13 protein-coding genes are annotated in these 18,061 nt (G+C 37.6%); 2 read left to right on the forward strand and 11 right to left on the reverse strand.

Features of this window, described 5'->3' with window-relative positions:
- Window positions 1-2 precede the first annotated feature (2 nt).
- Genes BM084_RS10005 through BM084_RS10015 form a run of 3 tightly spaced genes read right to left on the reverse strand, consistent with a single transcriptional unit; the run spans window position 3 to window position 3,282 of the window.
- Complete coding sequence (locus BM084_RS10005; RefSeq protein ID WP_075325418.1) at window positions 3-1,187, reverse strand: glycoside hydrolase family 130 protein; 1,185 nt, start codon at window positions 1,185-1,187, stop codon at window positions 3-5.
- Between the two features lie 9 nt (window positions 1,188-1,196).
- Window positions 1,197-3,035, reverse strand: coding sequence for a sodium:solute symporter family protein (locus BM084_RS10010; protein ID WP_093304568.1), 1,839 nt, complete (start codon window positions 3,033-3,035; stop codon window positions 1,197-1,199).
- A 13-nt stretch (window positions 3,036-3,048) separates the two neighbouring features.
- The gene (locus tag BM084_RS10015; RefSeq protein WP_143083644.1) at window positions 3,049-3,282 is read right to left on the reverse strand and encodes a hypothetical protein; all 234 of its coding nucleotides are present in this window, start codon (window positions 3,280-3,282) and stop codon (window positions 3,049-3,051) included.
- A 706-nt stretch (window positions 3,283-3,988) separates the two neighbouring features.
- On the opposite strand from BM084_RS10015, the gene BM084_RS10020 reads away from it, so the two are divergent.
- A complete protein-coding gene (locus BM084_RS10020; RefSeq protein WP_075325415.1) occupies window positions 3,989-4,861 on the forward strand; it encodes an AraC family transcriptional regulator in 873 nt (290 codons plus the stop codon).
- A gap of 121 nt (window positions 4,862-4,982) precedes the next feature.
- On the opposite strand, the gene BM084_RS10025 is transcribed toward BM084_RS10020, so the two are convergent.
- The 7 genes from BM084_RS10025 to BM084_RS10055 form a co-directional block, all read right to left on the reverse strand.
- Window positions 4,983-5,579: a 3-keto-disaccharide hydrolase gene (locus BM084_RS10025; RefSeq protein ID WP_075325414.1), complete on the reverse strand. Its 597-nt coding sequence runs from the start codon at window positions 5,577-5,579 to the stop codon at window positions 4,983-4,985.
- Window positions 5,580-5,582: 3 nt separating this feature from the next.
- Entirely contained in the window at window positions 5,583-6,338 is a 756-nt protein-coding gene (locus BM084_RS10030; RefSeq protein WP_075325413.1) for a 3-keto-disaccharide hydrolase, read from the reverse strand.
- 18 nt (window positions 6,339-6,356) lie between these two features.
- Window positions 6,357-7,895, reverse strand: coding sequence for a DUF5050 domain-containing protein (locus BM084_RS10035; protein ID WP_075325412.1), 1,539 nt, complete (start codon window positions 7,893-7,895; stop codon window positions 6,357-6,359).
- Between the two features lie 16 nt (window positions 7,896-7,911).
- Window positions 7,912-9,261 (reverse strand): Gfo/Idh/MocA family protein, encoded by a 1,350-nt coding sequence (locus tag BM084_RS10040; RefSeq protein ID WP_093304570.1) that lies wholly within the window; start codon window positions 9,259-9,261, stop codon window positions 7,912-7,914.
- 115 nt (window positions 9,262-9,376) lie between these two features.
- Window positions 9,377-11,161, reverse strand: coding sequence for a RagB/SusD family nutrient uptake outer membrane protein (locus tag BM084_RS10045; RefSeq protein WP_075327879.1), 1,785 nt, complete (start codon window positions 11,159-11,161; stop codon window positions 9,377-9,379).
- 21 nt (window positions 11,162-11,182) lie between these two features.
- Window positions 11,183-14,398 (reverse strand): SusC/RagA family TonB-linked outer membrane protein, encoded by a 3,216-nt coding sequence (locus BM084_RS10050; RefSeq protein WP_093304572.1) that lies wholly within the window; start codon window positions 14,396-14,398, stop codon window positions 11,183-11,185.
- Window positions 14,399-14,433: 35 nt separating this feature from the next.
- Window positions 14,434-16,149 (reverse strand): GMC oxidoreductase, encoded by a 1,716-nt coding sequence (locus tag BM084_RS10055; RefSeq protein ID WP_093304574.1) that lies wholly within the window; start codon window positions 16,147-16,149, stop codon window positions 14,434-14,436.
- A 325-nt stretch (window positions 16,150-16,474) separates the two neighbouring features.
- Here BM084_RS10055 and BM084_RS10060 point away from each other — a divergent pair, with 325 nt between their 5' ends.
- Window positions 16,475-17,302 carry a sugar phosphate isomerase/epimerase family protein gene (locus BM084_RS10060; RefSeq protein WP_177195690.1) on the forward strand — a complete coding sequence of 276 codons (828 nt, stop codon included), beginning with the start codon at window positions 16,475-16,477 and terminating at the stop codon, window positions 17,300-17,302.
- A 537-nt stretch (window positions 17,303-17,839) separates the two neighbouring features.
- On the opposite strand, the gene BM084_RS10065 is transcribed toward BM084_RS10060, so the two are convergent.
- The coding region (locus BM084_RS10065; protein WP_143083645.1) for a transposase at window positions 17,840-18,061 on the reverse strand (222 nt) is incomplete at its 5' end.

Raw genomic sequence — 18,061 nt, forward strand, 5'->3', positions numbered from 1 at the left:
AATTATTTTTTTGACTTATTCTTTTCTATTTGCTTAATTATATTATCAACAGAGGCACCTGAAGTAAATTTATCCTGAGGGGAGTTCTTAACATAGTCCAGAAGTTTTTCTATGGAAGAAACCGCCACATGACAGCGTGTATCTGAAGAGGCATAATAAATATAAATCGTCCCGTCTTCATTCTTAATCCATCCATTTCCAAAAAGTACATTAGGGACATCCCCAACTGTTTCTTCATAATTTGGCGCCATAAAATAACCGGCAGGTTGGAAGGTTATTTTAGAAATATCGTTTAAGGCGGTCATAAATAGGTAAAGTGTGTAGCGCAATCCGCCTGCGGTATTTCTAACGCCGTGAGCTAAATGTAACCAGCCTTCTCTGGTTTTTATAGGTGCCGGACCAAGTCCGTTTTTCATTTCATAAATGGTATGATAAACCTTATGGTTTATGATCTTTTCATCTTCCAAAACCGGATTGGACATATCCTTTATATAACCTAATCCAATTCCACCACCTTTTCCAACTTCAATAAAACCATCTTGCGGGCGGGTGTATAGCGCATATTTTTCATTTACAAACTCAGGATGTAGCACCACATTTCTTTGCTGCCCTGAATTCGAAATAAGATCTGGCAGGCGTTCCCAGCTTAAAAGGTCTTTAGTTCTTATTATTCCTGCATTGGCTATTGCAGCAGTAGTATCAGCAGGTGAGTTATGGTCTTTTCTTTCGGTACAGAAAACGCCATAGATCCATCCATCTTCATGGTGCGTAAGGCGCATATCATAAACATTCGTATCTGGTATTTCAGTTTGAGGAAGCACAATGGGTTTCTCCCAAAATTTAAAATTATCCACACCATTTGGACTTTCGGCAATAGCGAAGAAAGATTTTCTGTCATTTCCTTCTACTCTCACGGCCAGTACATAATTGCCTTTCCATTTCATCGCTCCGGGATTGAAAGTAGAATTTATGCCTATTCGCTCTAAACCTAAAGGATTTGCTTTTATATCAAAATCATAACGCCATTCCAGCGGGGTGTGATCTCCAGTAAGTATTGGATTTTTATAGCGAGTAAAGATCCCGTTAGAAGAAACTACTGGTTTATTAGGGTTTTCCAGGAGTTCACGATGTCTTTGCTGAAGTTTATCGTAACAGGGGATTTTTCGGGTATCGTTTTTAGTATCCATAAGATGAACTTATTTATTCTTAATGTTTGGTTCTTTTTTAATATGATCCCACCAATTCATTTTAAGAAAAATGATGCAAACAATTAATATTGCAATGCACACCAGCATGGGTAGGGTTTCATGCAGGATTAGATATAGCGGTATAACCACCAGCAAGGTTTGGCCCAGTGTTCCCACTACCACATTAATCATGTCGCGGCTAAACCCATTATTCCTGGTAAAATTTGGGTCCTCTGCGGTAATATCCCGATGTATGGGTCCCCAAAACCCCCAGGGTCTGGTATTCTTATAAAAATCTTTAAGTACCTTTTTATTAGTAGGAGGTGCAGAATAAGTTCCTATAATACTTCCGGCAATAGAAATTAAAAGGATAATGGGGAAATAATATAGATCCAGTGTATCTGTGAAAATCGGAAAAACAAGTGCTGGGATTATTCCTGCAAGCATACCCCAGAAATAACCTTCTCCATTGAAGCGCCACCAGTGCCATTTTAAAACATTTGATACTACGTAACTCCCGTAGAGCGCAGAAACAATCCATTGTAAAATTGAATTTACATCCTGCACAAAAAAGCCAAGCACTATACTTATTAAAACCACCACAATACCACTGCTGTAGTTCATCAGTTTAATTTTGGAAGATGAAGCAAGTGGGTTTTTATACTTCAAATAAATATCGTTAACAATGTAAGCCTGGGCTGCATTTAAGGTACCTGCAAAAGTTGACATAAACGCGGCCAGCAAACCGGCAAGTAGTAAACCGAGTAAGCCTACAGGTACAAACTGTTCTATAGCAGCCGGTAAAACTTTTTCAAAGTCTATTACTCCAGCCGTGCTCAGTTTTAGATCTTCATAAAAAAGGATTCCTAAAATTGAAAAACCACCAACCATAAGGTAACGGGTTGGAATAAGCGCGGCTATAGAAAAGGCACTCATCTTTGCGGCTTCCAGAGGGGATTTTGTAGATAAAATTTTCTGCATATCATAATTGGGAGCCGGACCTGCGATACTGGAGAGAATACCTTTAAAAACCATTAGCATAAAGAAAATTCCAAAGAGGGAATATCCATCTGAAACGATTTTTGAGTTTACCTCTATTATAATACCTGACCAGTCCATATTTAGTTCCCAGTCAAAAAATGGATTCAACCAACCCTCTGGCACATTAAGCGTATTTTCTCCCATAGCTTGCCAGGCAATTACCGCAATGACAATGGAGGAGACTGTCATAATCCCGTATTGTAAAACGTCGGTCCATACAATACCAGACATACCGCCCAATACGGAATAAAACACGGCAAAAAGGGTGAAAATTATTCCATAGAAATGAGGCAGGTAAGCAGCAGGAATATCAAATGGACTATATGTTGAAACAATTTCCCAAGGAATAAATATCTCTACGAATTTACCCAACCCAATGAAGCCATAGGCCAGGAATCCAAGGCAACTTAAAATAGCGAAAACCACAATTATGGCGTGAGACCAACGACCACCACGGCCGCTATCAAATCTAAATAAGATCCATTCTGCGCCGGTGGTTACATTAGATCTTCTAAGCCAGGCCGAAAGGTAAACCATAAGAAACACCTGGTTAAAAACAGGCCATAGCCAAGGAATCCATATACTTTTAAAGCCATACACAAAGGTGAGCGTAACCAGCCACATGGTTCCGGAAATATCAAACATTCCCGAGGCATTAGAAAGTCCCATCGTATACCAAGGGAGACTTTTTCCTCCCATTAGGTAATCATCTTTACTTTTATGGGCCCTCTTTCTAAGCGCAAGACCTATTAATATAGTTCCGGTAAGATAAAGTAAGATAATAAGGATATCCAGGCCTTGTAGCATAAGATAAAATTCATTAGTAGTTAATTTTGCTGATTTCTTTTAAAAAAAGTATTTCCTTCAGGTCTTCGAAGGTTTTAAAATCTTCTTCAGCGACATCGCCTTTATAGGAAGCGAAATAATGATCTGGTCCGTCCTTTCGCCACATCAATACCCATGCAATACCAGAATTTTTTATTCCCGGGTAAAGAGCTTCGGTCCACCATTGAGCATTCATCCCAAATTTATTGTTTCTACTTTCAGTAAGCACATAAGGTTTGTTGCTGGTCTGTGCTTTTTTTAAAATTTGAGGTACTGCGCAGCCCTGGCATCCCACGAATTTACATTGGTTACGGGATTATCAAGGTACCAGCTGAAAGTAATAATGCCTCCTTTTCTATACTTTTTTTGATATGCCTCGCATAAGCTTAAAAGAAACCATGTCGAGATTTGTCGCCCGAGCCAGTTCTATATGTCCAACCTCAAAACCGTGAATAGCCGGGAATTTTCCAGTAATTTCTTTGTCATCACTTTTCATCTGTTTAACATTATCCCCCCAGTTGATTCCGTTAGCTGTTGCATCTTCGTGGCCAAAAGCAATTCTTTCTTTAGCAATAACCCTTATTCTTTGATATAAATTTTTGTTTCCTTTGAAGCTTGTTTATCTGCAAGCTTAATACTATCAAAATCAATATCCCGAGTTGTTTTACAGGAAGACAGAAATAGGACTGGTAAAATAAGTGCCAGGATTTTGATAGATTTATTCATAAAAACCGAATATTTAATTTTATAGATTTGAAAAAATACTTTAGTATTTCTTAAATCTTCTTTTATATTTAGCCCTTAAAAAGCAGGGATTATATTTTTTAGCGATTAATTGTTAAGGAATTCCAAAAATAGCACGCTTCAATATATTAACTTAATATGATTTTGTCATTTATTGATAAAATTTTCTCTATTCTAAAACTTCTAATGTGATGAATAAAGATATACATCGGGAAATTACCCCTTTATCCCCTGAAGATAGTTTTCTGGTTTTTGACCGAATTAAAAATGATTTTGATTTCCCTATTCATTTTCATCCTGAATTTGAACTCAACCTTCTAATTAACGGCAAAGGTGTAAGGCGCATCGTGGGAGATAGCATGGAAGAAATTAGTAACATTGAGCTGGTACTGGTTGGGCCAAACATTCAGCACGGATGGCAGCTACACAATTGTAGCAGCAATAATATCCACGAGATCACAATACAGTTTCACGACAATCTTTTTGGGGAAAAATTACTAAGTAAGCGTATTATGAAGCCAATAAAAGATATGTTTGAAAGATCTACTCACGGCATTTTATTTTCAGAAAAAATTACTGAAGAGATTAAACCTAAACTACTTAAGCTATCTAAAATTGATAGTATAGATTATCTTCTGGAACTTATCTCCATACTCCACGATTTGGCAAACTCAAGAAACCAAAGGCTGTTATCATCTTACACTTCCACATATAAAGATTTTGAAAACAGTGACAAGATTAAAATAATCTATGATTACGTTCAGGAGAATTACCATAATAAAATCTTACTTTCAGAAATTGCAGAACTGGTAAATATGAGCAAGGTATCTTTTAACCGCTTTATAAAAAAGAGAACCGGTAAAACTTTTATAGAATATATCAATGATACCAGAATTGGTTATGCCTCACGATGGTTAATAGAAAAAGACCTGAGCATCGCCGAGATTGCTTTTAAATGTGGATTTAATAATATTGCTAACTTTAACCGAGTTTTTAAAAAGTGTAAAGATTGCACCCCCAGTCAATTTCGTGAAGAGTTTAGCGGTATAAAAAGAGTGCTTTAACAAAGATATCGCTAAGGGATTATTGGTAATACTTTGATTCCGAATAAAAAAAGCGCCTGCTTCTATAAGAAACAGACGCTAGCTAACAAATCAACTGTAACACTGCTAACTAATAAAAACTTTACTTTAAATTTTTGATTTTTATATTTCGCCAAAAAACTTTTATACCACCTCCATCGTGAATTTGCAGGGCAATTTTTCCATTGGCATCACCAATTCTTTCGTCTGAAAAATTGATCATTTCCTCCCCGTTGAGCCAGGTTTGAACCTTATCCCCCTCAACCCTTATCTTCATCTTATTCCAATCTCCATAATTGAGAACATCTTCCTTACTATCTTCGGGTTTAACAAGCCAACCTCTGCCATAAGATTCATAGACTCCACCTGTATGCAAGTCTGGTGGAGCTACTTCAACCTGCCAGCCCGAAATCTTTGTACCTTCTATATCTGAACGAAAGAAAACTCCGCTGTTACCATCTGCCTCCTGAAGAAATTCCAGTTCCAGTTCGAAATTTTTATAATTTTCTTCGGTTGCCAGGTATCCGTATTCGGCATCCGGGCCGCTTTGGGCAACCAGTAAACCTTCTTCTACATACCATTGTTCGGTACCGTAAACTTGCCATCCCTCAAGATCTTTTCCATTAAAAAGCTGAGATTCCGATTTACAGCCTACTAAAGCTACAAACAGAAGAGCCAATAAAATTCCTGTATTTTTCATCTTTTATAGTTCTTTGATTTTTATATTTCTAAACCAGGTAAAACTGCCGTGATCCTGCAGGCCTATTAGTCCGGATTTAGCTTTTCCGTAATCAGGGAAATCTTTCCACTTTCCTTCATCTTTTCTTTTTTGCCAATCCTCAGACCAGGGTTCAAATTCCAGTGTTTTCTCGCCATTCAACCAGTAGGTGACTTTCTCATTAGTGAATCTAATTCTGCTGGAATTCCACTCGCCTATCTCTTTTAGGTCTTCTTCATTATATTCAGGATCATACATTCCATAATCTCCTCCAATAGATTGCCATGGCTCCAGTTCCTGCGGAAAACCAAGTTGGTCTATGATCTGGTATTCGGGAGCGGCAAAGTATGGTGCGTCATATTTTTCATCTTCTATCACATGGTAAAAGACTCCGCTATTTCCTTCTGGAGAAATCTTCCATTCAAGATAAAGTTCAAACTCCTCAAATTCTTTCTTTTCGTACACAATATCACCACCAATATCACCACCTTTTCCGAGAGATTTTAAAGTTTTGTTTTCTATTATCCATCCATCAGGCAAACCTTCTCCTTCTTTCCCATTGTATGCCCGCCAGCCATCGGCATTTTTGCCGTCAAAGAGATATTGCCAATCTTCATCCTGACTTGAGATTTCATTTTTTTCTTCTGCTTTCACTTCCGATTCGCTTTCGGAATTTTCAGAAGAATTTTTACAGGCCATCATTGCCATGACAGTAAAAATGCTTAAAATAATTTTTTTCATAATTTATTATTTATGTTTTTAATTACACGCGGTATTAGTGACAAAGGCTATATGTTTACTGTCACTCGACCAGCTAGGGACATTAATGCTGCCCTGCCCACCGTATATGTAGGCTATAACTTTAGGTTCACCCCCATCTACCGGCATAAGCCTTATCAGGCAGCGCTGATAAAAAGGGTGTTCTCCTGAATCAATTTCGGGAGGAAAAGAAATGAAAGCGATCCACTTGCCATCGGGTGATACATGTGGGAACCAATCATTATGATTCGGATCAAAGGTTAATTGCTCTTGCTCGCTCCCATCGGGTTTCATCCTCCAGAGATGCATCTTGTCCTTACGGTTAGAGTTAAAATAAATATATTTCCCGTCTGGTGAATACTCTGAGCCATCGTCCAAATAATCGGTATCTGTTAACTGAGTTTCTTTCTTATTATCAATATCAATGCTGTAAATATCCATTTTACCCTTACGTTCCCCGGTAAAAAGCAGGGTTTTATTATCAGGAGATATCCCATGCAGATACGAAGCTCCTACGCCATCTTTTGTTATTTTCTGCGGAAACGTATCTCCTGCAGGGTCCATAATATAAAGGGAGGAGACCCCATCATCTTCCTGGTTATGATGACTTATTCCTAAAATACTTTCATCAAAAGAAAAAACATGATCATTGTTATTATTGGTTGCAAATCCCGTTTCAATTTGCTCCACTTTTTCCGATTTCAAATCATAACGGTATAGGTAACCATTAGAATTATAGACAAGGTCCTTATCATTATTTACCCAGTTAGGAGCCTGAATGGAATGAGCAGAAGTATACAGAATCTTCCGCTTGCCGGTTTCCACATTCAGAATCTCCAGATTACTGCCAAGATATTCGTGATACTGCTCAAAATCTGGCCCGGCAGGCTTTATGATCCTTACGTTGTTTACAATTACTTTTCCATTCGCTCCCTCACGTCCCGGATCAAAGAAAAGTCCTGCGAACACCTCGTTTCCCAGGTTCTCATTTTCAATTTTTACTGTTGTAAAAGGCTCCCCGAATTTTGCTGAAGAAAAGTAATACACATCTCCTCTTCTCTCTAATTGGAGCACATTGGCCTTAGCCAAAGGAACTTTGATTTTCTCTGATTTTAAACCTTCAATTGTATTAGATTCCAAAGAAGCTGCACCTAAATTATTTACCTGAGCGATTACCTCAGCAGATTCTGAACTCAGATTATTTCGAATTATCCATCCGGAATTTGATCCGGAACCAGTATCTTTTTCAAAGCTCAAATGAGCTCTAAGAATAAAGTCTCCTTGTATGGATTTATAGAGATAGTGGAAGGCTTGAATTTCGCCAGGTTTTTTATCTTCAGAAATTGAAAACGAATATTCCTGCAGTCCTGGGTTGTAATCCACCTCTCCAATAAAAGCAGAATCCCGGATGGTCACCTCATTTTCAAACATTCCTAGATCCCTTTCAGTAGTTTCCGGATATTGAGAAAAATGATTTTCAAAAGGAAAGGCAGAAATTAATAAGGCTAATAAAAAGCTTCCAAGGATTAGTTTTTTCATCTACAGTATTATAGAATCATATCACTTTCATCTCCACAGGGTCCCAACCCATAAATTTGTTTTGCCTGTAGCTTTCATTACAAAGCAAGGCAGGAGCAGCAGCCCTGAATCCAAAAACCGGATCCTCTACTACCGGACCATTGGTTCTTATAGCATGGAAAAAATTAGCGAAGTGATCGTAATGAGCTCCTTTATACCCTTTTTCAACCTGATAAAAGGTTTCTGAAGGTGGAAGAATTTTTTTACGGTCACTACGTTTTGGACTCTGCTCCTTACCCTTTTCCTCCATGAAGGGATCATCTGAAGCGGCAACGTCATTTTGTTTTAGCATAACATCGTCCCAGGTGACATCCATGGAACCTTTACTACCCACAATTTTCAGGTAGGTACTTCCGCTGGTGCCATCAACGAAATTGCATCGCAGAGAAAGATTAAATGCAGGATGTTGCGCGGAGTCGGGATAGTCAAACATGCCTAATAATACGTCTGGAACTTCTCTACCATCATTCCAATATCTAAGGCCACCGGTTGCTGCAACTTTGTTAGGGCCCACCGAATTAGTTATAAAATGAAGACTAGAAAAAAGGTGAACAAATAAATCTCCAGCCATTCCAGTACCGTAATCAAGATAATTCCTCCATCGAAAGAATCTTTTTGGATCAAACGGACGTTTTTCAGTATTAGCAATAAATTTTTGCCAGTCTACAGTTTCAGGAGAAGCATCTGGCGGAATTGGATATTGCCAGGCCCCGAATGGTGAATTCCTAGCCCAAAATCCTTCGGCATAATTGATATCGCCAATTGCACCCTGGGCAAGTAATTCTTTAGCTTTTTCATTCCCCAAAGAAGACAAGCCCTGGCTCCCTACCATAAAAACCTTTCCAGACTTTTTCCAGGCATTAATCAATTCTTGTCCCTCCGCCACTGAATGCACCATGGGTTTTTCACAGTACACATGTTTGCCTGCTTTTAGTGCATCAATGCTTATTTGTTCATGCCAGTGATCTGGAGTAGCGATTATTACTGCATCAATATCCTCTTCTTTTAGAATATCCTCATAATCTTTAGTGAGAAAAATATCTTCACCCCATCGGGTTTTTGATTCTTCCAGTCTACCGTCATACAAATCACAAACGGCGAGCATCTTAATATTATCGTGTTTCAATGCTGTTTTTGCATCGGCAACGCCCATTCCACCGGCACCGATTAAAGCTAATCCCAGAGGTTTAGAACCGAATATATCTCCCGCAGTTCTTTCCAGGAACTTAATTTGTTTTGTTTCAGAGGCAAAAGCAGAGGGCATAATGGCTGCGGTAGCTCCTGCGAGGCCAAGGTTCTTTAAAAAAGAACGTCTTTGTTTTTTCATGCTTATTGAGTTATACGGGTATTGAATAAAACCATGGTTTATTTAGACAAAATTGGAAAATTAAAGAGAGTGCTTATAAAAACACTCTCCTTAAATTAATCAATGGCTACAAATTTTAATATCCCGGATTTTGTTGCAGAACCGGTCCGTCTGCAGTAGTACTTAAATCTATTTGACGTTGTGGTATTGGAAAATACACATCATTGGAATTAAAATCACCACCCCTAACATCAGTTGTGATTTGGCCTTCATAATCAATAAAGTTATTTAGTACTTCCTGGGCTACTCCCCATCGCACAAGGTCAAAGAACCTATGTCCTTCCATTGCCAGTTCAATTCGTCTTTCATACATAATCACCTCCATTGCCTGTTCTTCAGAAGTAAAATAACCTTCCGGATATCTTTCTATATTATAATTTGCAGCGTAATCCTGGGTAAAACCATCTAAAGGATTTTCCGGATCAACATAATCTTTGAGCCAATGCTGTGAATTATCGGCCATTCTTCCTCTTATCAAGTTCACATAATCTAAGGCAGTATTTAAATTTCCTGTCTTTGCTTCTGCTTCAGCTGCCATTAAAAGTACATCTGCAAATCTTATTACATTCACATTTATTGCGTTCCCGGGAGCCCAGGCACTTTGATCTGAATAGGTATCTGCATGGTATTGCCAGTAAATATGTTTTTTAGGAGCATAAGGTCCGCCAGAAGACTGCTCTCTTACCCAGTCATATCCTGGGTGGTAACCCCAATCGTGATAAGGTATATCCCTTCTACCTACTGTCCAGTCCAACCTTGGATCTAATGATTGAGTATCTGGAGTAAATGGTTCATCAGATAAAATTCCCATGTCATTCTTAACCGGATTGTTATTATAATTATCTAAATATGGTAAACCATTAGCTTCATCTGTACGATAAGAATTAACAAGGTCCTGTGTAGGTTGATAAAAACCACAACATCTAAAAGGACTATTATATGGATAAGCGAGCATCAAGGCCTGATTCGAATTACCTATAGTATTTGTTCCATCATTTGCTACCATTTGAATCGCAAACACGGATTCTTCATTATTTTCGAATTCAGCATTGAAGTTATGGTTAAAATTATCTACTAAACCATAGCTCAAACCATTTGAAGTAACACCAGAATTAATTACCTCTGTAAATATTTCTTTTGCCAGAGGAAATTTATCCTGGTACAAGTAAGTTTTACCTAAATAAGCTCCGGCAGCCCAGCGATTGGCCCTTCCTACGTCATCTTGAGTAGAGGGAAGGTTCTCGTAAGCAAATTTAAAATCTTCCTCAATATTTGGCCATATATCAGTATCGTTGGGAAGATTCGTATTTTCACTGTTTTCATCGATCCAAGGTACCATATTGAACATTTTTTTTAACTCAAAATAATAATGGCCTCGAAGAAACCTCGCTTGACCAGCAATATTTGCTTTGGATTGTTCTGAAATATTCTCTGCTTCATTAAGTAGTCTTAAAACCGCATTAGTCCGGGTTACTCCTTCATACAGGGCCTTCCATTTGGTATTAAAAAATCCATTACTCGGGTCCGCACTAAAGGTTGCAATTGAATTAATGGGAGGTTGATCCCCTCCATCACTTCCTTTGTGCGCATCACCTCCAGTAATATCCCCGTAAATCCAGTTTGATGGAGTTGCTTCCCAACCGTTACCACCACCCAGTGCCACGGTACCACCATTAACAACATCCTGGCCATCTAAAGCGGCATAAGCTCCTATTAAAAGTGCCTCAATCCCTTTTTCATCAGCGAGCACCTCATCGCTTAAAGCTCCATATGCAGGTTTATCTAAAAAATCCTCTGAGCAGCTATGGAAGATTCCTACTCCGAGAGAAAGAAAAACTATTGTATATACTATTTTTTTCATATCTATATATTTATTTATCATCTAAAAAGTAAGATTAACACCGAAAATAATCTGCTTGGGTGTTGGATATGCTCCTTCATCAATACCAAAAGCTGTTGCTGTCCCAGTTAGTTCGGGATCTACGCCAGAATAGTTGGTGATGGTGAATAGATTAGCTCCTTGTACATATAATCTGAGCCTATCCAACCCAACATTATCTAAAATATTTGTTGGCAAGCTATATCCTAATTGAATATTTCTAACCCTAAGATAGGAGCCATCCTCTACGAAATAGGAATTTGGAACATTAGCTGTACTAAAGCTTCCACCGGTCTCCTGAATGGGAGCGGAAGCATTTTGATTATTAGGAGTCCAGGAATCATATAAGGCTGTATTACTTTTCGCTCCATTAAAGGAACTATAGAAATCATGCCACCATTTTACCTGATTCCAAATATCATTGCCATACACTCCATACAGGAAGGTACTGAAGTCCCAGTTTTTATATGTGAATTCCAAGTTTAACCCACCACTAAACTCAGGGTTCGGGTTACCTAAGAAGGTACGATCATCACTAGTAATTACGCCATCCCCGTTTATATCTTCATAACGAAAACGACCTACCCCAATATCAGATTGGTATTCAGCATCTGGATTATTTAATACATTTTGGGCTTCCTGATTTGCTGCGTCTACTTCTTCCTGGCTATTCCAGAAGCCAATTATATTATAACCGTGAAACTGGCCTACAGAATTACCTACCGCATTTCTTACTATACTACTACCATTGAAACGACGAGCCTCCTGATCAAAGTAAGAAACTCCATCTGCGATATTTACAATTTCATTTTCATAAGTTGTTAGTGTTAGCGTAGTGTTCATTTTCAAATCTGAGGTAAAATCAAAAAATGCAGTTGCAGAAAGATCTAAACCACTGTTTTTCATTTCAGCAATATTTACATAAGGCACTGTGGATACACCTGCGGTACCAGTAAGTTCCGGATTATACAATAGGTCAACCACGTCCTTGCGGTAATAATCAGCAGAAATTTGAAGTTTACTTTTAAATAAATTCATATCTACCCCTACATTTGCATTGACGTTCTTTTCCCAGCTTGCATTTGGATTCCCAATACGCGAACGCTGGAAACCTTCTATTATATTATTATTAGAACCATTAATATCATAGTAAGATGAAACCCTATTACTTCCATAAGTAGTAAAAGCATTAGCAGGGTCAACATTATTCTGGTTCCCCATTACACCATATCCACCTCTTACTTTCAATTCATCTATCCAGTGAACCTCGTCCATAAAAGCTTCTTCACTTATTCTCCAACCGGCACTGGCGGCAGGAAACCAACCATGTCTAGGATTAGTAAACCTGGAAGTAGCATCACGGCGTAAGGTTGCTCCTAATAAATATCTTTCATTAAAAGTGTAATCAACTCTACCAAAAACAGAAAACAAAGCGTCTTCAGTATAAAAACCAGAGTTAGTTTGCGTTCCAGAACCTGTACTGAGATTAACGTAATCAGGATCAAAAGAATAAAACCCTTGGGTTAAGGCACTCACCTCTTCATATTGATTATGATAAGCTTCTGTTCCTACTAAAACAGTGATATCATGTAAATCATTAAAATTGTTTTGGTACTGAAGTGTATTAGACCAGGTCCAGTTGTATCCTGTAAAGGCATTTTCAGTCAACTGATTATATGTAGTATTTTCAGCATTTTCATAAGTAGGATAGGCAAAAACCTGACCATTTGTATTGGAATAACTTCCTCCAAAACTTGTTCTGGCTGTAAAATTCTCGAGAAAATCAAGTTCAGCAAAAATATTACCAAAAATACGACTCGTCCTACTAAAATTATTTTGGTTCCTATCGAGAATAGCTACTGCATTCTGAGAATTACCTAGTGATGGAGCCTGAGTTCCAGCAAAGTTGCCTGCTATATCATAGACAGGGATAATAGGTTGTGACCTATAGGCGTGATTAATAGGATTTTCTCCTGTAACCGCAACCCTATTACCCTCCGAAAGTGAGTAGGCCAGGTTTTCCCCAATTCTAAAATTATCTGAAATATCAAACTGACTGTTTACCCTCGCTGTATATCTATCAAAATAAGTGTTTTTTAAAGTTCCATCCTGATCCATATAATTTAAAGAGAAAAGGAAATTACCTTTTTCTCCTCCCTGGCTTAGAGAGATATCATGGTTCATAATCGGTGCATTACTAAAGATTTCCTGAAACCAATTTGTCCCTTGTTGGTTAGCTCTTATAATTTGATTAAATCCATTTACTGCACCGGATTCGGTGTAAAATGGATCTACAAAATAACTAGATTCATCTACCTCTCCCTGGCTTGCACCACCGGGAAGTATATAGTAAGGAAGCGTTGGTTGAGCTCCACTCCCGTATTGTCTATCTGTAATTGGTTCACCGGGATTAGTATTTTCCATTGCAGCCCATCTTAAATCAGCATGTTCCTGAGGGGATAAAATATCATACACATTACCCTTTGGAACCATTTGAGATCCATAATACCCATTATAGTTCACTTTTAAATCCCCCGATCCTTTTTTAGTGGTAATTATTATCACCCCGTTTGCTGCACGAGCACCATAAATAGAAGCAGACCCTGCATCTTTTAAGACTTGCATATTTGCGATATCATTGGGATTAAGGTAGTTAATATCCTGGGTAGGAACTCCGTCTACTACATAAAGAGGACTACTGTCACCAAAAGTATTAATCCCTCGTATACGTACCTGCGGTGGTTCTCCAGGCTGCCCAGAACTTGTAACTGTAACACCTGAGGCCTGTCCCTGAAGTTGTTCGGTTACCTGAGGAGAGGGCTGTCTTCCCATAGATTCCATGTCTACTACGGAAACTGCACCAGTTAAATCTGATTTCCTCTGGGAACCATAACCCACAACAACAATTTCTTGCAGAGCCGCAGCCTCAGGTTCTAAAGAAACTTCAATTTCCGTTCTCCCTTCTACCTGAATCTCAGTAGTTGCATAACCAATATAACTAAATACTAATGTAGCATCTGCTGGCACTTCTATAGTAAATTCCCCGTCAAAATTAGTTAATACACCATTTGATGTTCCCTTTTCAATGACGTTAGCACTAGGAACTGGCATACCGCTATCAGCATCCAGTACCACACCAGTTAGGAGGATCTCATCCTCTTGAGCGAAAATGGTTACTGGAAACAGTAACATAACAACAATAAATAATGGTATCTTCATATTAATCTATTTTGGTTAGTAAAATTATTTTCAAATTAAGACCTCTCATTTTTAAATTGTTTTATAGCATAATTGGCAGCTCGGGCTGTGATTGCCATATAGGTTAGAGAAGGGTTTTGGGAAGCTGACGAAGTCATACAAGCTCCATCTGTAACAAAAACATTCGGCACATTGTGGAGCTGATTATTTCCATTTAGTACTGAAGTTCTAGGGTCTCTCCCCATTCTTGCCGTGCCCATTTCGTGAATTCCATTTCCAGGGAAACATTCTTCCTCATATCCTTTTACATCTTTAAATCCAGAAGCTTTTAACATAGCTACTGCCTGCTCCTTCGCATCTTTCCTCATTTTCTTCTCGTTCTCTTTGTATTCGCAGTCGAAAGTTATTGTGGGCAATCCCCACTCATCTAATTTTTCATAATTCAAGGTCATTTTATTTTCATGATAAGGAAGACATTCACCGAAACAATTAATTCCTATTTGCCATCTACCGGGTTTTACTATTGCTTCTTTTAACTCTTTACCATATGACATTTCACCTATTGCCTGGGTCCAGTCAGTTCTACTGGCTCCCCCCTGCATCCCATAACCACGCACAAAGTCTTTCATAGTTGTTTCCTCATTGATATTCCGAAATCTAGGCACAAAAAAACCAGCAGGTTTTCGTCCCTTATAATAATCTTGCTGATGATTTTCGGAAACACCTGAAGCCCCCACTTTAAAATGATGATCCATTAGATTATGGCCCAATTCCCCACTATCATTCCCCAATCCTGTAGGAAACCTTTCAGATTTTGACTGCATAAGAATTGAGGTTGTAGGTATCGCTCCTGCACAACAAAAGATAATATTTGCCTGAAATTCTATTCTTTTTCCGGTTTCAGCATCGATTACTCTCACCCCAGTTGCTTTGGATTGTTCTTGATCGTAAGCAATTTCATGAACTATCGAATTTGGTCGTAGAGTCATATTTCCAGTTTTCACTGCAGCAGGTAATGTCGAAGAATTACTACTAAAATAAGCACCATAAGGGCAGCCTCTTATACAACGGTTTCTGAACTGACAATTTGATCTACCCTCCCGTCCTTCAGGGTCGGTTAAATTTGCGACTCTTGAATTAATAATTTGTCGATCTGAAAAATTTGCAGCTACCCCGTCCCTTAATTCTTCCTCTACACAATTAAGAGGCATTTCAGGCGTAAAAATACTATCGGGTAATTGGGGTAAGCCTTCAGCTTTACCGCTAATTCCTATAAATTTTTCTACTTTTTCATACCAGGGCTTAAGATCGTTATATCTTATAGGCCAATCTACACCATGTCCGTCATTCTTATTTGCCTCAAAATCTAAATCGCTCCAACGGAATGACATCCTGGCCCACATCAGAGATTTACCTCCTACATGATACCCCCTGATCCAGTCGAATCTTTTTTCTTCATTATAGGGATGTTTCAAATCGTTTACAAACCAGTGTTTACTGGCATCATTAATTGTATAACCCGTTCTGGCCTGTTTTTCCTGCTTTTTAAGCTCCTCTCTTGTAACCTGGCCTTTAAATTTATAATCCCAGGGATCATCATTCATCGTTGGATAATCTTTAATATGCTCCACCATTCGTCCTCGATCAAGTACTAAAGTTTTTAGACCTCCCTCACAAAGCTCTTTAGCCGCCCACCCGCCGGTAATTCCTGTACCAATAACGATAGCATCAAATTTTTCAGAATATTTTTTATAGCTATTTTTATTATCCATTAATTTTTGATTCTTAAAAACAAGACATTATTTCTTAAACCTTGAACAGACGCTAAATTTTTTAACATTATAGTTATCTCTATAAACTTTTTTTAGCAAATTATTAAGATCTAAATTATACTTTGAGTTCTATTCTGAATAATACTATTTAGTCACTTTATCATACTATTCTGTCATTCTCCAATTTTTTGGTTTAAAATATGATTATTTAATAATTATTTATATTTAGTTTAGAGAATTATATAAATAAAAAACCCATTAATTAAACTTATAGTATAAAATAGAAGCAATGGTACATCGAAGGAATTTTATAAAACAAACCGGTTTGGCACTGGTAGCCTGTTCAATCGCTCCGGGATTTAGTTTTACATCTAAAGAAAAAGAATCATTAGGAATTCAACTTTACTCTTTAAGAGATACAATTTCCCAGAACCCAAAAAAGATTCTAAGAAAATTAGCCAATATTGGGTTTAATGAAATAGAAACTTATGGATACAACGATGGAAAATTTTGGGGATTGAGCGTTGCCGAGCTTAAAGAAGAACTCACAAAAAATAACTTGACATCACCTAGTGGCCATTACGACGGTAATTCCCTTATTAAAGGGGACTTTGAAAATTTCAAAGAAATAATTTCAGTAGCCAGGGAACTCGATCAGAAATACATTATTATTCCAAGTATTGCAGAAAATCTTAGGAAATCCAAATCGGATTATCTCAACATTGCTGAAAAATTTAACGAAGCGGGAGAAATCTGTAAATCAGCAGGAATTACTCTGGCTTACCATAATCATGCCTTTGAATTTAAAAGGATGGATGATTCTACGGGATATGAAATTCTAATAAATAATACTGATAAAAATATGGTTACCTTTGAAATGGATATTTATTGGGTCGTTAGAGGAGGGCACGATCCAATATCATTATTTCAAAAATATCCAGGAAGATTTAAATTATGGCATGTAAAAGATATGCATAAAGAAAATCCAGAATTGAATACGGAGATTGGCAATGGGAATATTAATTATAAAGAAATATTTAATAATGCAAAAGTATCTGGTGTTGAGCATTATATTCTTGAACAGGAAAACTTCGAAATGCCTGAATTTAAAAGCCTAAATAAAAGCTATAATCACCTCAGTAATTTACTTTAAATTTTATAAAATTAAATTCGACAAGGGATTTTTCCTTTTAAAGTTTAGTTTGGCAATTAATCCTTTTGAAAAAAGTTTAAACTTTAGCAAACTACAATTTTTATTAGGAATAGGTGAAATGAAGATTCAGTAAAAATCCCTTCCACTGACCCAGGATTTAAAAACGATCAGTTTTAATTTTGCAAATTCATCATATGTATGGTATCTCCACATATGAAGAATCTACCTATTCTCATGATTAAAAGGATGAGAGTTTAAAATCTCTAACAAAGGGTTAAGTTTTCAGCAATTTTTCAGTGAATTAATAAGATGGTATCTCGAAGAAAAGGCTCCATAACCTTTAAATTACCAACAGGATTGGGAACTTTAATATGGGACTAATTAATCATAAATGTTGTACCCAAGTAGAAACAAAAAGAGGCCGTCTAAAAAGTATTTAGATGGCCCTTTTTCTTTATAAATGTTTTGTAAGAGGAAGCGATTCTTCTTTTTGTAAATCTTCTTTCTGATAAAAAAAGGCAAAGCAGCGCCCCCTTGCTATGCGATACTGAATTTTCTTAAGTTGTGCGCCATAGCTATTAATCCTATCTCAGTAGTTACTTTATCCATTCCCCGCAACATAAACCGCTTAAAGCCCATATTTTGCTTGATATTTCCAAAGACGGCTTCAACATCCCAGCATCTTCTTTTGCGATGTGCTATTCCCTCTTCACTTAGCAGTAGGTTCCTGGCCTTTTCCTTGAGGCGAATCAGGTTGTG

The organism is Salegentibacter agarivorans, assembly GCF_900113135.1.
In the GTDB taxonomy this organism is placed as follows: domain Bacteria; phylum Bacteroidota; class Bacteroidia; order Flavobacteriales; family Flavobacteriaceae; genus Salegentibacter; species Salegentibacter agarivorans.

Bases quoted from the DNA above. Each gene is read 5' to 3' on its own strand.
- BM084_RS10005 (WP_075325418.1), bottom strand. From the start codon at position 1,187: ATGGATACTAAAAACGATACCCGAAAAATCCCCTGTTACGATAAACTT.
- BM084_RS10010 (WP_093304568.1), bottom strand. From the start codon at position 3,035: ATGCTACAAGGCCTGGATATCCTTATTATCTTACTTTATCTTACCGGA.
- BM084_RS10020 (WP_075325415.1), top strand. From the start codon at position 3,989: ATGAATAAAGATATACATCGGGAAATTACCCCTTTATCCCCTGAAGAT.
- BM084_RS10025 (WP_075325414.1), bottom strand. From the start codon at position 5,579: ATGAAAAATACAGGAATTTTATTGGCTCTTCTGTTTGTAGCTTTAGTA.
- BM084_RS10030 (WP_075325413.1), bottom strand. From the start codon at position 6,338: ATGAAAAAAATTATTTTAAGCATTTTTACTGTCATGGCAATGATGGCC.
- BM084_RS10035 (WP_075325412.1), bottom strand. From the start codon at position 7,895: ATGAAAAAACTAATCCTTGGAAGCTTTTTATTAGCCTTATTAATTTCT.
- BM084_RS10040 (WP_093304570.1), bottom strand. From the start codon at position 9,261: ATGAAAAAACAAAGACGTTCTTTTTTAAAGAACCTTGGCCTCGCAGGA.
- BM084_RS10045 (WP_075327879.1), bottom strand. From the start codon at position 11,161: ATGAAAAAAATAGTATATACAATAGTTTTTCTTTCTCTCGGAGTAGGA.
- BM084_RS10050 (WP_093304572.1), bottom strand. From the start codon at position 14,398: ATGAAGATACCATTATTTATTGTTGTTATGTTACTGTTTCCAGTAACC.
- BM084_RS10055 (WP_093304574.1), bottom strand. From the start codon at position 16,149: ATGGATAATAAAAATAGCTATAAAAAATATTCTGAAAAATTTGATGCT.